The 13,351-nt window shown below is 75.1% G+C and carries 11 protein-coding genes and 1 pseudogene; 6 read left to right on the forward strand and 6 right to left on the reverse strand.

The window, feature by feature from the left end; all coding sequences use genetic code 11:
• The first annotated feature begins 191 nt into the window (after positions 1 to 191).
• The gene (locus ACFYX3_RS14955) at positions 192 to 1,037 is read left to right on the forward strand and encodes a siderophore-interacting protein (RefSeq protein ID WP_389012840.1); all 846 of its coding nucleotides are present in this window, start codon (positions 192 to 194) and stop codon (positions 1,035 to 1,037) included.
• Here ACFYX3_RS14955 and ACFYX3_RS14960 read toward each other — a convergent pair.
• Positions 1,020 to 4,358 carry an ATP-binding protein gene (locus ACFYX3_RS14960; RefSeq protein ID WP_389012843.1) on the reverse strand — a complete coding sequence of 1,113 codons (3,339 nt, stop codon included), beginning with the start codon at positions 4,356 to 4,358 and terminating at the stop codon, positions 1,020 to 1,022. The two genes, ACFYX3_RS14955 and ACFYX3_RS14960, sit on opposite strands and share 18 nt — an antisense overlap.
• Positions 4,359 to 4,484: 126 nt before the next feature.
• Here ACFYX3_RS14960 and ACFYX3_RS14965 point away from each other — a divergent pair, with 126 nt between their 5' ends.
• A complete protein-coding gene (locus ACFYX3_RS14965) occupies positions 4,485 to 6,569 on the forward strand; it encodes a SpoIIE family protein phosphatase (protein ID WP_389012846.1) in 2,085 nt (694 codons plus the stop codon).
• Between the two features lie 10 nt (positions 6,570 to 6,579).
• Entirely contained in the window at positions 6,580 to 7,608 is a 1,029-nt protein-coding gene (locus ACFYX3_RS14970) for a PHP domain-containing protein (RefSeq protein ID WP_389012849.1), read from the forward strand.
• A 12-nt stretch (positions 7,609 to 7,620) separates the two neighbouring features.
• On the opposite strand, the gene ACFYX3_RS14975 is transcribed toward ACFYX3_RS14970, so the two are convergent.
• From ACFYX3_RS14975 to ACFYX3_RS14990, 4 genes are all read right to left on the reverse strand, one after another.
• The gene (locus ACFYX3_RS14975; protein ID WP_389012852.1) at positions 7,621 to 9,018 is read right to left on the reverse strand and encodes an NADP-dependent succinic semialdehyde dehydrogenase; all 1,398 of its coding nucleotides are present in this window, start codon (positions 9,016 to 9,018) and stop codon (positions 7,621 to 7,623) included.
• Positions 9,019 to 9,125: 107 nt separating this feature from the next.
• A complete protein-coding gene (locus ACFYX3_RS14980) occupies positions 9,126 to 9,263 on the reverse strand; it encodes a hypothetical protein (protein ID WP_389012855.1) in 138 nt (45 codons plus the stop codon).
• Between the two features lie 64 nt (positions 9,264 to 9,327).
• Positions 9,328 to 9,747: an SRPBCC family protein gene (locus ACFYX3_RS14985; RefSeq protein WP_389012858.1), complete on the reverse strand. Its 420-nt coding sequence runs from the start codon at positions 9,745 to 9,747 to the stop codon at positions 9,328 to 9,330.
• A 47-nt stretch (positions 9,748 to 9,794) separates the two neighbouring features.
• Positions 9,795 to 10,805: an aldo/keto reductase gene (locus ACFYX3_RS14990; RefSeq protein WP_389012861.1), complete on the reverse strand. Its 1,011-nt coding sequence runs from the start codon at positions 10,803 to 10,805 to the stop codon at positions 9,795 to 9,797.
• Between the two features lie 361 nt (positions 10,806 to 11,166).
• Between ACFYX3_RS14990 and ACFYX3_RS14995 the strand changes: the two are divergent.
• Together ACFYX3_RS14995 and ACFYX3_RS15000 are read left to right on the forward strand one after the other, a co-directional pair.
• Positions 11,167 to 11,430 (forward strand): annotated as a pseudogene (locus tag ACFYX3_RS14995) (cupin domain-containing protein); the annotation flags it as partial.
• A 28-nt stretch (positions 11,431 to 11,458) separates the two neighbouring features.
• The gene (locus tag ACFYX3_RS15000; protein ID WP_389012864.1) at positions 11,459 to 11,728 is read left to right on the forward strand and encodes a helix-turn-helix domain-containing protein; all 270 of its coding nucleotides are present in this window, start codon (positions 11,459 to 11,461) and stop codon (positions 11,726 to 11,728) included.
• Here ACFYX3_RS15000 and ACFYX3_RS15005 read toward each other — a convergent pair.
• On the reverse strand, positions 11,701 to 12,393 hold the full coding sequence (locus ACFYX3_RS15005) for a ThuA domain-containing protein (RefSeq protein ID WP_389012867.1): 693 nt from the start codon (positions 12,391 to 12,393) through the stop codon (positions 11,701 to 11,703). The genes ACFYX3_RS15000 and ACFYX3_RS15005 overlap by 28 nt on opposite strands.
• 133 nt (positions 12,394 to 12,526) lie before the next feature.
• On the opposite strand from ACFYX3_RS15005, the gene ACFYX3_RS15010 reads away from it, so the two are divergent.
• Positions 12,527 to 13,342 carry a DUF3626 domain-containing protein gene (locus ACFYX3_RS15010; protein WP_389012871.1) on the forward strand — a complete coding sequence of 272 codons (816 nt, stop codon included), beginning with the start codon at positions 12,527 to 12,529 and terminating at the stop codon, positions 13,340 to 13,342.
• Positions 13,343 to 13,351 lie beyond the last annotated feature (9 nt).

Raw genomic sequence — 13,351 nt, forward strand, 5'->3', positions numbered from 1 at the left:
GCCGCCTCCTACGTGTTCGTCCGGCACTCGCCATTCTCGTGTCCGGTCCCCGTGCGCGCATCCGGGGCCGACGCGGGCGGCCGGTCCGAGGGCCCCGGCGGCGGTGACCGCGTGTCGCCGGGGTGTCGGCGGCGTGTCGACAGGGCCCGGGAACGTGGGAGGCCGAACCCGTTCGAACCGAGGAGTCGACGATGCCCCTGCCCCTGCACCGCCTTCGGGTGACCGCCGTCCGCCCGGTGACCCCGCGCATGCGGCGGGTCACCCTCGGCGGTCCGAGTCTCGGCGGCTTCGCCCTCGCGGGCCCCGACCAGCAGGTGAAGCTGTTCTTCCCGCGGCCGGGCCAGGCCGAGCCGGTCCTGCCCGAGCCCGGGTCCGACGGCGACGCGATGCGCTGGTACGGGGCCTACGCGGCGCTCCCCGAGGAAGTGCGCCCATGGATGCGGAGCTACACCCTCCGGGCGCACGACCCGGCGGCCGGAACCGTCGCCATCGACTTCTTCCTCCACGGGGAGGACACGGACGCCGGCCCCGCGACGCGCTGGGCGCGGTCGGCGCGCCCCGGGGACGCACTGGGCATGTTCGGGCCGTCGGCGGCCTTCGCGGTGCCCGTCGATCCGGGCGCGGGCGACTGGACGCTCCTGTACGCCGACGCCTGCGCGTTCCCCGCGCTCGCCACGGTCGTCGCCGCGCTTCCGCCGGGACACCGGGCCGTCGCGTACCTCCAGCTGCCCGACGCGGCCGAGGAGCAGCCGCTCCCGACGGCCGGCGACCTGACCGTGCGGCGCCTGCGCGACGGCGACTCGCCGGCCGCGGCCGTGCGGGCGGACACCCTGCCGGGCGGCCGGCCGTACGCCTGGCTGGCGGGCGAGGCCTCGGCGGTGCGCGGGCTGCGGCGGCACCTCGTGGAGGAGCGGGGTGTCGACCGGCGGTCGGTGCACTTCACCGGGTACTGGCGCCGCCGTCTCGCCCAGGACGACGCGCCGACCCCGGAGGACCTGGCCGAGGCGCGCGAACGCCTGTCACTCGACGGGGCCTGACTCCCGGACCAGGGCGGCCGCCGCCCTGAGGGAGAGGCCCGCGCCCTCCTCGTACCCACGGCCGTACGCCTCCGGGGACAGGGCCGCGCGGAGCACCGCCTCGGCGCGGGCGCGGATCGCGGCCTCGGTCTCCGCGGTGAAGGGACGGAAGCCGCCGCCCGCGTCATGGTCGGCGTGGGTGTCGTACGCGCCGAGGAGCCGGGCCCCCGTCTCGGCGTCGCCCGGCGCGCCGCGTCCGCCCCGGGCCCAGGCGGCGGTCCCGAACTGGGCGACGACGAGGTACGGGGCGACCAGGTGGGCGAGGGTCTCGATGTCCACGACGGCCCGCGCGAGGCGTGACAGGGCACGGTCGTGGGCGCCGTCGAGGCAGTCGAGCCACGCCCACGCCCCGCCGACGAGACCCCGGAAGAGCTCCGGGGTGACCTCCCCGAACTCCTCCTCCAGGAGGGAGAGCTGGGCACGGGCGAGGCCGGTGCGCCCGGTGTTTCCGTAGTGCTGGGCGAGCAGCGTCCGGGCGGCACCGGCGGCGGCGGCGCCCCACTGCCCGGCCTCGTCGGCGGCCTCGGCCAGGAGCCGCTCGGCCGCCGCGTCCCCCTCCGGGCGGAGCCGGAGCCGTACGGCCGCGAGGCGGGCCCTGAACACCGGCACCTGGGAGCGCGCACCGACGCGGACGGCGGCGTCGGTGGCCCCCTCGAAGTCGGCGGCGGCCTCGGCGAGCCGGCCCTCGCGCTCGTACGCCTCGCCCCGGGCGGCGAGGGACTCCGCGATCCCCCACGAGTCGCCCGCGGCCTCGAAGAGGGCAAGCGCCTCGGCGGCGTCGGCGCCCCGGCCGACGAGCTTGGCCCGCATGAGGAGCGCGAAGCCCAGGTCCCAGCCGGTGCCGTGGGCGCGGGCGGCGTCGACGATCAGCGTCAGGGTCTCGTCGAGGCCGGTGAGCTCGCCGGTCATGAGCCGGGCGAAGTACCACATCGTGCCCGGCTGGCGACAGGTCTGCGGGAGACCGGGGCGGTACGCGGCGATCAGGGCGGCGAGCCGGGCACGGGTCTCGGGCCGTTCGAGGGTGCCGGCGTCGATGCCCTCGGTCGCGAGGGCGTACAGCCGGCCGCCGCGCCGGGCCTCCCACAACCGCTCGCCGGTCCACGGCGGCGGCGCGTCCACGCAGCGGCCTTCCAGCGGTTCGGCGGGGCGGACGGGCTCCTGGAAGGGGTCGGGGCCGAGGCGGCCGGCCTCGGCGGCCCAGGTGTGGGCGTCGCCCTGGTGGTTGCGGAGCTGCCAGAACCAGCTGAGCACGTGGACGAGGCAGAGCACCTCCTGCTCGTCGCCGAGCACCACGGCCGTCCGCAGGGCGCCGCGCAGGTTGTCGTGCTCCCGCTCGAAGCGGGCGAGGGCGGCGAGCTGGTCCGGGCCGCGCAGTTCCGGGTCGGTCCGGCGGGCGAGCTCCCGGTAGTACGTGAGGTGTCGCCGCTCGACCGCGGCCCGTTCCCCGGCCTCGTCCAGCCGCTCCCCCGCGTACTCGGCCACGGTCTCCAGGAGGCGGAACCGCATCCCGCCGCCGTCGTCGGGCGCGGCCACCACGAGCGACTTGTCGACGAGGGCGCCGAGCAGATCCAGGACGTCGGCGGCGGGCACGTGGGCACCCGGCATGCCGGTGCCCGGCGCGTCGGCGCCCGGAGCATCCCGGACGCCCCGAACCTCGATGCCCGCGCACACCCCCTCGACCGCCGGGAGATCGCACCCGCCCGTGAACACCGCAAGCCGTCGCAGCACCGCCCGTTCGGTCTCGTCGAGGAGGTCCCACGACCAGTCCACCACCGCCCGCAGGGTCTGCTGGCGCGGCAGGACCGTCCGCGCGCCCGAGGTCAGGAGGCGGAAGCGGTCGTCGAGGCGGTCCGCGATCTGGCTCACCGACAGCATCCGCAGCCGCGCCGCCGCCAGTTCGATCGCCAGGGGCAGTCCGTCGAGCCGGCGGCAGATCTCCTCCGCCGCCTCCGGGTCCTCCGTCACCGCGAACCCCGGGCGCGCGGCCGCGCCCCGCTCCCCGAGGAGCCGGAGCGCCATGTCCATGGGCAGCGGACCCAGCGGCCGTACCTCCTCCCCCGGCACCCCCAGGGGCTCGCGGCTCGTGGCGAGGACGGTCACGCCCGGGCAGCGCGTGAGGAGCGCCTGCGCGAGGTCCGCGGCCTCGGCGACGACGTGCTCGCAGTTGTCGAGGACGAGGAGCATCCGGCGCCCGGCGCAGTGCTCGACGAGGGCGGCGAACCGGTCCTTCGGGTCGATCGGGGTGACGGGCGGCGTGTGCCAGAGCTGGGTCTCGCGGGCCCCGAGCGCGGTGAGGACGGCGGGGCCGACCGTGGACTCCTCGCGTACGGAGGCGAGTTCGGCGAGGTGGACGGGCCCTTCGTACGTGCCGGCCGCCTCCAGGGCGAGCCGCGTCTTGCCGACGCCGCCCGGCCCGGTGAGGGTGACGAGCCGCCGCCCGTGCCAGACGGCGGCGAGCGAGCCGAGTTCGTCGGCCCGGCCGATGAAGGAGGTCAGGCGGGCGGGGAGGCCGACCGCGCGCTCGGGCCTCACGGGTCCGTCCCCGGTGAGGAGTTCGGCGTGCAGGGAGCGCAGTTCGGGCCCGGGGTCCGTGCCGAGGCGGTCCGTGAGGGCCGCGCGTACCTCCTCGTACGCCGCGAGGGCCTCGGCGGGCCGCCCGGCCGCGCGCAGGGCGCGGATCCGGAGTGCCTGGAGGGGTTCGTCGAGGGGCTGTCCGGCGGCGAGCGCGGCGAGGGGCGCGAGTACGGCGTCGGCCCGCCCGAGGGCCAGGTCGGCGGCGAGCCGGTCGCGCCGCGCCTGGGCGTGCCGCCGCTCGACCCGTACGACCAGGGGGTCGGTGTCCCGGCCGGGCAGGTCCGCGAGGGCGGGGCCGCGCCAGAGCCCCAGGGCCTCGTCGAGGAGCGCGGCGGCCCGTTCGGCGTGGCCCGCGGCGAGGGCGGCGGTTCCTTCGGCTGCGAGCCGTTCGAAGCGGTGCAGGTCGACGGAGTCCGGGTCTGCGGCGAGCCGGTAGCCGCCGGGGGCGGAGACGACGGCCTCACGGCCGAGGGCCCGGCGCAGGCGGCCGACGAGGGCCTGGAGCGCGGCCGTACGGTCCTGGTCGTCGGCCGGGTCGCCGTCGGCCCAGATCTGGTCGATCAGCGTGCCGGGGCCGACCGCGCGCCCGCCGGCCGCGGCGAGCGCGGTGAGGAGGGCGCGGAGCCTGGCACCGCTCAGTACGGCCTCCGTCCCGTCGTCGGTACGGAGGGCCTGGCAGGGACCGAGAACGCGGTAGGGCGGCTGCACCGGCCCATTCTGCCCCGGTGCGGTGGCCGGAGTGCGACGCCCTCGGGTTCCTCCGGGACGGCGAACTCGCGCCACGCCGTGTCACCGCCATGGCGTCGGCGGGGTGCTGGTTCGACAATGGGGAGGATGACCGATGACGACCGGCGTACGCGCAGTGGCGAGATCGGGCCCGCCGAGTGGCTCGCCATGAACCGGACCGGCAGCTTCGACTGGGATCTCGACACGGGCACCATCGATGTCGACGAGTCCGGGCTGCTGGTCTTCGGCGTGACCCCGGGCGCCTTCGACGGGCGGCCGGCGTCGATCGTGACGCGTCTGGACCCCGACGAGCGGGCGAAGCTGGACGGTGTCGTACGGCAGGCCGTGAAGGGCGGCGCCGTCTCGTACACGGCGCACTTCCCGATTCCGCAGGCCGACGGATCACCCCACTGGACGCACGTGCAGGCGCGGATCCTGCGCTCGCCGGACGGCCGGGCCCGGCGGATCGTCGGCGTCGTCCGGGACACGACCGCCGAGGTCGCGCACTTCGCCTTCGTGCAGGAGCTGGAGAAGCGGCGCGAGGTCCAGACGAACATCGTCGAGCGGACGACGAACGCGCTGTCGCGGGCGGTGACCGTGGACGACGTGACGGCCGCCCTGACCGGTCCGGGCGGCCTCGCCCGGCTCGGCGCGGACGGCCTCGCGCTCGGCCTCGTCGAGAACGGCTCGCTCAACATCATCGCGCTCAGCGGCGAATCCCTCGACGTGCTCAACGACTTCCGCAGCCGCCGGCTCGACCGGAAACTGCCGCTGGCCGAGACGGTACTGAGCGGGCGGCCCCGGTTCGTCTCCTCGTTCCCTTCGCTCGGGCGGGACTTCCCCGAGCTCGCCCCGTACCTGGCGCGCCTGGAGTTCCGGGCCGCGTGCTACCTCCCCCTCGTGGCGCAGGCGCGGTCGCTCGGCGGCATGGCGCTGTTCTACCGGGGCCGCACCTCGTTCAACGCCGACGAGCGCAACCTCGCCCTCGGGCTCGCGGCGATCGTCGCCCAGTCGCTCCAGCGGGCGATCCTCTTCGACGAGGAACGGGAGTTGGCCACCGGGCTGCAGGCGACGATGCTGCCGCGCCGGATCCCGCAGTTCGCCGGCGGCCAGATCGCCGTCCGCTATCACGCGGCGTGGAGCGGACGGCAGGTCGGCGGCGACTGGTACGACGTGATCCCGCTGCCCCGCGGCCGGGTCGGGATCGTCGTCGGCGACGTGCAGGGTCACGACACGCACGCCGCCGCGATCATGGGGCAGCTGCGGATCGCCCTGCGCGCGTACGCCGGTGAGGGGCACGCCCCGTCGACGGTCCTCGCCCGGGCCTCCCGGTTCCTCGCCGAGCTGGACACCAACCGCTTCGCGACCTGCACGTACGCGCAGGTGGATCTGGCGAGCGGCACCCTGCGTGCCGTACGGGCCGGGCATCTGGGTCCGCTGATCCGGCACACCGACGGGCGGGTCGGGCAGCCGAAGCTGCGGGGCGGGCTCCCGCTGGGTCTGGCTACGGTGTTCGGTGACGAGGAGTTCCCGGAGACGCGGCTCGACCTCGTGCCCGGCGAGACGCTGGTGCTGTGCACGGACGGGCTCGTCGAGCAGCCCGGCGCGGACATCGAGTCCGGTCTCGCCGCGCTGTCGAGTGCGATCAGCAGTGGTCCGCCGCAGGCGGAGGCGCTCGCCGACCACCTCTCCGAGAGGCTCTGGGAGCGGTGGGGCTCCGGGGACGACGTGGCGCTCCTGGTGCTGCGGCGCAGCCCGGACCCGGGCACGCCCCGGGCGCCGCGCATCCACCAGTACATCCACCAGGCCGACCCGCAGGGCCTCTCGGACGCGCGGGCGGCCGTCGGGCAGGCGCTGCGCGACTGGGGCATGCCGGAACTCGTCGACGACGCCGAGCTGTTGACGGGCGAGCTCCTCGTGAACGTGCTGCTGCACACCGAGGGCGGGGCGGTGCTGACCCTGGAGGTGCTGCCGGAGCCGGTGCGGCGGGTACGGCTCTCGGTGCAGGACCGGTCGAGCGCCTGGCCCCGGCGGCGTACCCCCGGCGAGGCCGCCACCTCGGGCCGTGGGCTGCTCCTGATCGACGCGCTGGCCTCGCGGTGGGGTGTGGAGCCGCGGGGCGAGGGCAAGGCGGTGTGGTGCGAGATCGGGCCCGCGCCGGTGGGTGCCGAGTCCTCCCCCGGCGGTGGGTGAGGAGGTCGCCGTGGATCCCGTGGCCGCCCTGAACCGCATCGCGTTCCTGCTCGAACGCGGCCGGGCGCCCGGCTACAAGGCGCGCGCCTTCCGTACGGCCGCCACGGCCGTCGCCGCCCTGCCGGAGGGCGAGGCGGCGCGGCGCGCGGCCGCGGGCACCCTGGAGTCGCTGAAGGGCGTCGGCCCGAAGACGGCGGCGGCGGTGCGCGAGGCCCTGGAGGGGCGGGTGCCGGAGTACCTGGCGCACCTGGAGGAGGAGTGGGAGGCCTCGCTCGGACCGGCTGAGTCGGACGGGCACGGCGGCGAGGCGCTGCGGGCGGCTCTGCGCGGCGACTGCCATCTGCATTCGGACTGGTCCGACGGCGGCGCGACCATCGAGGACATGGGGCGCGCGGCGGCGGCGCTGGGGCACGAGTGGGCGGTGCTCACCGACCACTCGCCGCGGCTCACGGTGGCGCGGGGCCTGTCCCCCGAGCGGCTGCGGGAGCAACTGGACGTGGTGGCCCGGCTCAACGAGGAGTGGGCGCCGTTCCGGCTGCTCACCGGGATCGAGTGCGACATCCTGGACGACGGCTCGCTCGACCAGGAACCGGAGCTCCTCGGGCGCCTGGACCTGGTGGTCGCCTCGGTCCACTCGAAGCTCCGGATGGACGCCCGGTCGATGACCCGCCGGCTCGAACGGGCCGTGCGCAACCCGCTGGTGGACGTGCTCGGACACTGCACGGGACGTCTGGTGGCGGGCGGGCGGCTGCGGCCCGAGTCGGAGTTCGACGCGGAGCGCGTCTTCGCCGCCTGTGCCGAGTCGGGGACGGCGGTGGAGGTCAACAGCCGTCCGGAGCGCCTCGATCCGCCGCGCCGGCTGCTGCGGGCGGCGGTCGCGGCGGGCACGTGCTTCGCCGTCGACACGGACGCCCACGCGCCCGGTCAGCTGGAGTGGCAGATCCTGGGCTGCGCGCGGGCGGAGGAGTGCGGGGTCCCGCCGGACCGGGTGGTCAACACCTGGCCGGCGGAAAGGCTGTTGGAGTGGGCCGTGGTCTGAACCGGCGACGGGTCAGGCGCGCTGCCAGACCGTGGTCGCGTTGCAGAACTCGCGGATGCCGTGGCCGGAGAGCTCCCGTCCGTACCCGGAGCGCTTGATGCCGCCGAAGGGCAGCGCCGGGTGCGAGGCCGTCATGCCGTTGACGAAGACGCCGCCCGCCTCCAGGTCGCGGACGAAGAACGCGATGTCCTCCTGGGAGCGCGTCCAGACGTTGGAACTCAGGCCGAACGGCGAGTCGTTGGCGACGGCCACGGCCTCCTCGATGTCGCTGACCGGGTAGACGGTGGCGACAGGCCCGAAGGCCTCCTCCCGGTGGATCCGCATGTCCGGGGTGATGCCGGTGAGGACCGTGGGCCGGTAGTACCAGCCGCTCCGGAGCTCCGGTTCCTCCGGGCGGTGTCCGCCGCACAGGACGGTGGCGCCGCGCGCGACGGCGTCGTCGACGAGCGCCTCCACGTCGGCCCGGCCCTGCTCGGTGGCGAGGGGGCCGACGTCGGTGGACTCGTCGAGCGGGTCGCCGACGGTGAGGGCGTTCATGGCGGCGGTGAAGCGCTCCGAGAAGTCGTCGTACACGTCGTGGTGGACGATGAACCGCTTGGCGGCGATGCAGGACTGCCCGTTGTTCTGCACGCGAGCGGTGACGGCGGTCTTCACGGCTCCGACGATGTCGGCGGAGGGCATGACGATGTACGGGTCGCTGCCGCCGAGCTCCAGGACGGTCTTCTTCACCTCGTCGCCCGCGACGGCGGCGACGGCCCGGCCGGCCGGTTCGCTGCCGGTGAGGGTGGCGGCCACCACGCGGGGGTCCCGCAGGACGGCCTCGACGTCGCGTGAGCCGATGAGGAGGGTCTGGAAGCAGCCGTCGGGATAGCCGGCGCGGCGGAACAGGTCGCCGAGGTAGAGCGCGGTCCTCGGCACGTTGGAGGCGTGCTTGAGGAGGCCGGTGTTGCCCGCCATGAGCGCGGGCGCGGCGAAGCGGATCACCTGCCAGAGCGGGAAGTTCCACGGCATGACGGCGAGGATCGGGCCGAGGGGCCGGTAGTGGACCCGGGCCACGTCGGCGCCGGAGTCCTGGACGTCGCTGTCGGCCGGGTGCTCGTCGGCGAGCAGCTGCTCGGCGTTCTTCGCGTACCAGCGCATGGCCTTGGCGCACTTGGCGGCCTCCGCGCGGGCGGCGGCGATCGGCTTGCCCATCTCGACGGTCATCGTGCGGGCGATGTCCTCGTTGTCCTCGTCGAGGAGGGTCGCGGCGACGCGCAGGAGCCGGGAGCGTTCGGCGAAGGACGTCGTGCGGTACTGACGGTACGCCTCGTGCGCGGCGGCGATGCGCCGCTCGACCTCCTCGGGCCCGTGGGCCTCGTAGGTGCGCAGCGTCTCGCCGGTCGCCGGGTTCACGGTGGCGATGCCCATGACGTGTCTCCTCCTGCCATCGGCCCCCGTCCGTAACCTTCCGCTCTCCCGGGGGCGGGACGCAACAGGGGTGACGCGGTGGGGTGACCCGGCCACCACCGGTCCGCTCAGGCCCCCTCGGCGACCGGCATCGTGACGAGGACCTTGCGGTGCACCCGTTCCGGTACGAGGACGAGGGCGAGGGGCCCGGCCAGGGTGGAGCGCGGGACGGGATGCGCGATCCGGGGCCCCGCACGCGGATCCACGACGCGCCCGACCGCCGGCCGGATGCGCGTGGGGCGTGCCCGGGCCGGCGGTCGTGTGGGGGTGTCAGGCGGAGAGGGCCTGGTGGAGGGCTTCGAGGCCGTCACGGTAGATGCCGGCGAACAGCTCCTCGGCCTCGGCGTCGGTCACGTTGTCCGGGTTGAAGCGGCCGGACCACTGGACCTCGGCGACGTCGTCGCGGCCGGGGACGGTGTGGACGCGGAGGGTGGAGACGTAGCCGGTGACGGGGAACGGCGCTTCGAGGATGGCGTAGCTGTAGTGGCGCTCGGCCTCGTCGAAGCCGACGAGGCGCTCGATGATGACGTCGCCGTCGGGGTTGGTCAGGCGGCGGACACGGCCGCCTTCGAGCGCGGTGCTCTGCGGGATGTAGGGGAGCCAGTCGGGCAGGGCGTCGAAGCCGCCGATGAGGTCCCAGACCTTCTGGGGCGTTGCGGGGACGACGCGGCTGACGGACGTGGAGGCCATGGTTCTTCTCCTGCTGTGGGGGGATGCGGGGGTGGGATGCGGGAGGGTCAGGCGTTGTCGGGGAGGAGGGCGGCCGGGCTGACCAGGCCGGCCGCGCGGAGGTCCGTCCAGAACGCGGCCGGGACGGCCTCGTCCAGGGCGGCGGTGTCCTCGGCGATGCGGCTGGGCCGGGTGGCGCCGGGGATGACGGCGGCGGAGGCAGGGTGGGCCAGGGAGAACTGCAGGGCGACGGCCTTGATGGAGACGCCGTGCTTCTCGGCCAGGGCCTTCAGCTTCCCGACGCGCTCGATGATCTCGGCCGGGGCCTGCTGGTACTCGAAGTGGGTGCCGCCGGCGAGGATGCCGGAGCTGTACGGGCCGCCGACGACCATGTCGACGCCCTGCGCCTGGGCCATGGGGAGCAGCCGGGTCAGGGCGTGCTCGTGGTCGAGGAGCGTGTAGCGGCCGGCGAGGAGGAAGCCGTCGGGCCGCGGCTCGTCGAGGCCGAGGGTCAGCTCGATCGGCTCGGTCTTGTTGACGCCGAGGCCCCAGGCCTTGATGACGCCCTCGTCCCGCAGCCGGGACAGGACCCGGAAGGCGCCGGTGCGGGCCTCCTCGAACTTGCCGAGCCAGGCGTCGCCGTGGAAGTCCTGGGCGATGTCGTGGACCCAGACGATGTCGAGACGGTCGGTGCCGAGGCGCTTGAGGCTGTCCTCGATGGAGCGCTCGGTGGCCTCGGCGGTCCACTCGTGGACCATCTTGTTCGGGTTGCCGTGCTCGAACAGGCCGCCCTTCTCGCCGAGGTCGCGGGCGGCGCTCTCGTGCTCGTCGAGGATCACGCGGCCCACCTTGGTCGACAGGACGTAGGAGTCGCGGGGCTTGGCGGCGAGGACCTCGCCGAGACGGGTCTCGGCCAGGCCGGCGCCGTAGAAGGGGGCGGTGTCGTAGAAGCGGATCCCGTGGTCCCAGGCGGCCTCGACGGTGGCGCGGGCCTCCTCGTCGGGGATCGCGCGGAACATGTTGCCGAGCGGGGCGGTGCCGAAGCCGAGACGGCCGGGAAGGAGGTTCTTGAGCGACATGACAGTGCCTTTACGGGGGATGACCGGCGGAAAGGGACCACCGGTCGCGCGAGCGCCGCACCCGGACCATCTAGATGCAAGCGCGCCTTACTTTCGTAGACAATAATTGCATACGCGGGCTAATGCAAACACCTCCGCCAGGACATCTCCGGAACGCCTCCCGACGGCGCTCCGTACGGCAAACAGGACCGTCGAACGGACTCCGGGGCGGCCCGCGCCGCACTCCGGAGCCGGTCGGCCGGCTCCGGGTTGAGGGCGTGCGCGGCCACGCCTCCGGGCCGGCCCCCTTCGCGCCGCAGGTGTCGCCCGGGCGGGCAGGGGCGACGACACGCTTCTCGTCGGGGGCCGGTTCTCCTTAGGGGACCGCGCGCAGGCGCTGCTGCTCGACCGGCTGCCCCCGGCCATCCGCATCCCGGCCGACTCGCCGCACGCGGAGACGGTGCGGTGGGCGCTCGCCGCGATCGAGCGGGAGCTCGCCGACCGGCCCGTGGCCTTCGGCCTCGTCGCCGAACAGCTCGCCGCCGTCACGCTCGTCCACGTCCTGCGCCTGCACCTCGCCCGCGAGTCGCAGGCCGTGACGGGGGGCCGGCCGGTCCCGCCGACCCGGTGGCGGCCGCGGCCCTGACGGCCCTGCACCAGGACCCGACGCGGGCGTGGACCGTCGTCGAACCGGCGCACGCCTGCGCGGTGTCCCGGTCCGCCCCGGCCGCGCGCTTCAAGTCCACGGTCGGCCAGGGGCCCTGGAGCACCTCACGCGCCGGCGCATCGAGCTCGCGGCCCGTCAGCCGCGCGGAGGCGGCGAGACCCTCGCCGCCCTCGCCGGGACCGTCGGATACGGCTCCGAAAGCGCGCCGGGCGTCGCCTTCAAGCGCGTCACGGGCGCGCGCCCGGGCGCCTACCGAAGGCGTCCGTCGCCGTCGTGATCAGCCGTCAGCCAGGCCAGGGCTCCCCTGAGGTGGGCCCGGAAGACGGGAGTGCCGTACGTCTCCGACGCATGGCCCAGGGCGGTGAAGAAGACGCGGCCCCGGTCGATCCCCCGGCACCAGACCAGCGGGTGGTCGGCGCCGTGCGTGCCGCCCCGGTAGGTGGTCTCGTCGGCCCGGGCGAGGACCCGTACGGAACCGCCCGAATCCCGGGGGTCCGAGGTGAAGTTGTACCACTCGTCCGTCCGGTCCCAGCGCTCCGGGAGCGGCGCGGTCGCCGGGTGGTCACGGTCGTCGACGAGGACCGTGCCGGGCTGGATCTCCGGGTGGCCGTCGAAGCGGGTGCCGAGCAGTTCGCCGTAGAAGGGCCAGTCCGGTTCGGCGTTGGCGGCCGCGTGGACGGCGAGGAGGGAGCCGCCGCCCCGGAGGTAGGCCTCGAAGGCGGCGCGCCCCTCGGGCGTCAGGACGTTGCCGGTCGTGGAGAGGAGGACGACGGCGGCGCGGCCCGCCAGGCGTTCCGGGGTGAAGGCCGCCGGGTCCTCGGTGACCTCGGCCGCCCGTCCCAGCTCCGCCGCCAGCTCGACGAGGGCGGTGGCTCCGGCGGGGATCGAGTCGTGGCGGTATCCCGCCGTGCGGGTGTAGATCAGGACGTCGGCGGTGGTCACGCGGTGGTCTCCAGGGCGGGTGCGGGGCGTGTGGGTCCTACAGGGAGGGAGAAAGCGCTTTCCCCCTCGCCCCGCGACCGTAGCCACCGAAAACCGCGGGCCGCAAGCCCTTCCCCTCCCGCACACTGCACCGATGACACCCCTTCACGATCATGCCCGGCAGGCCCTCGCCCACGTCGCCGACCGCTCCACCGGCGATCCGCTCGACCCCGGCCTGCGGGTCACCCTCAACTTCCATCCGCACTTCCTGGACCGGCTCGCGGACGAAGGGGTCTACCGCTCCCAGTTCGTCACCGGTACGAGCAACGGCGGCCTCACCGCCCGCCCCGGCGGGGACCGCTGGCGCTGGGAGAGCCGCATCTTCGGCGGAGCGTACGACGCGGCCCCGGCGGACACCCGCCCGGTGTACGGCGCCCTCGACTTCCGCCGCCGCCCTTTCGGCGCCGCTCCCCGCTTCGGCTCCGCCCATCTGCGGCTCACCGCGGCCGCCGCGGAACGCGCGAGCTTCTGCTACCCGGACAGTTTCCTGGAGCCCGAGGACTTCGGCGTCGCGTCCCGGATGCGGCTGATCGCCCTCGCCGAGGCCGACGACCAGGACCCGCTCGACGACTACATCGAGGCGCAGGTCCACGGCCCCGTCGTGATCGGGCGGGACGTGGAGGCACTGGTTCTGGACCCGAGCCACCGGGGTACGGAGGTGGAGGAGGCGGCGCGGCGGCTGCCGTGTCCCGTGGAGTGGCACGGGGGTTTCCGCGTCTCCGTCGACGAGCTGCGGCGGTACCCCGACTTCCGGGGGCCGGAGTACGTGGAGCTCGCGGCCCGGATCGCCGTCGACGGGGTGCTCGACCCGCGAATCGTGCAGGAGGCGGCGGCGTCGGGGCGGTACGACCAGCAGGACGTGAAGAGGGTCTGGCACTACCTGGCCCGGTTCGGGGCGCCGACGAGCTGACGGCGGAGG

Origin of the sequence: Streptomyces sp. NPDC002463 (genome assembly GCF_042889835.1) — a bacterium.
GTDB lineage: Bacteria > Actinomycetota > Actinomycetes > Streptomycetales > Streptomycetaceae > Streptomyces > Streptomyces nymphaeiformis.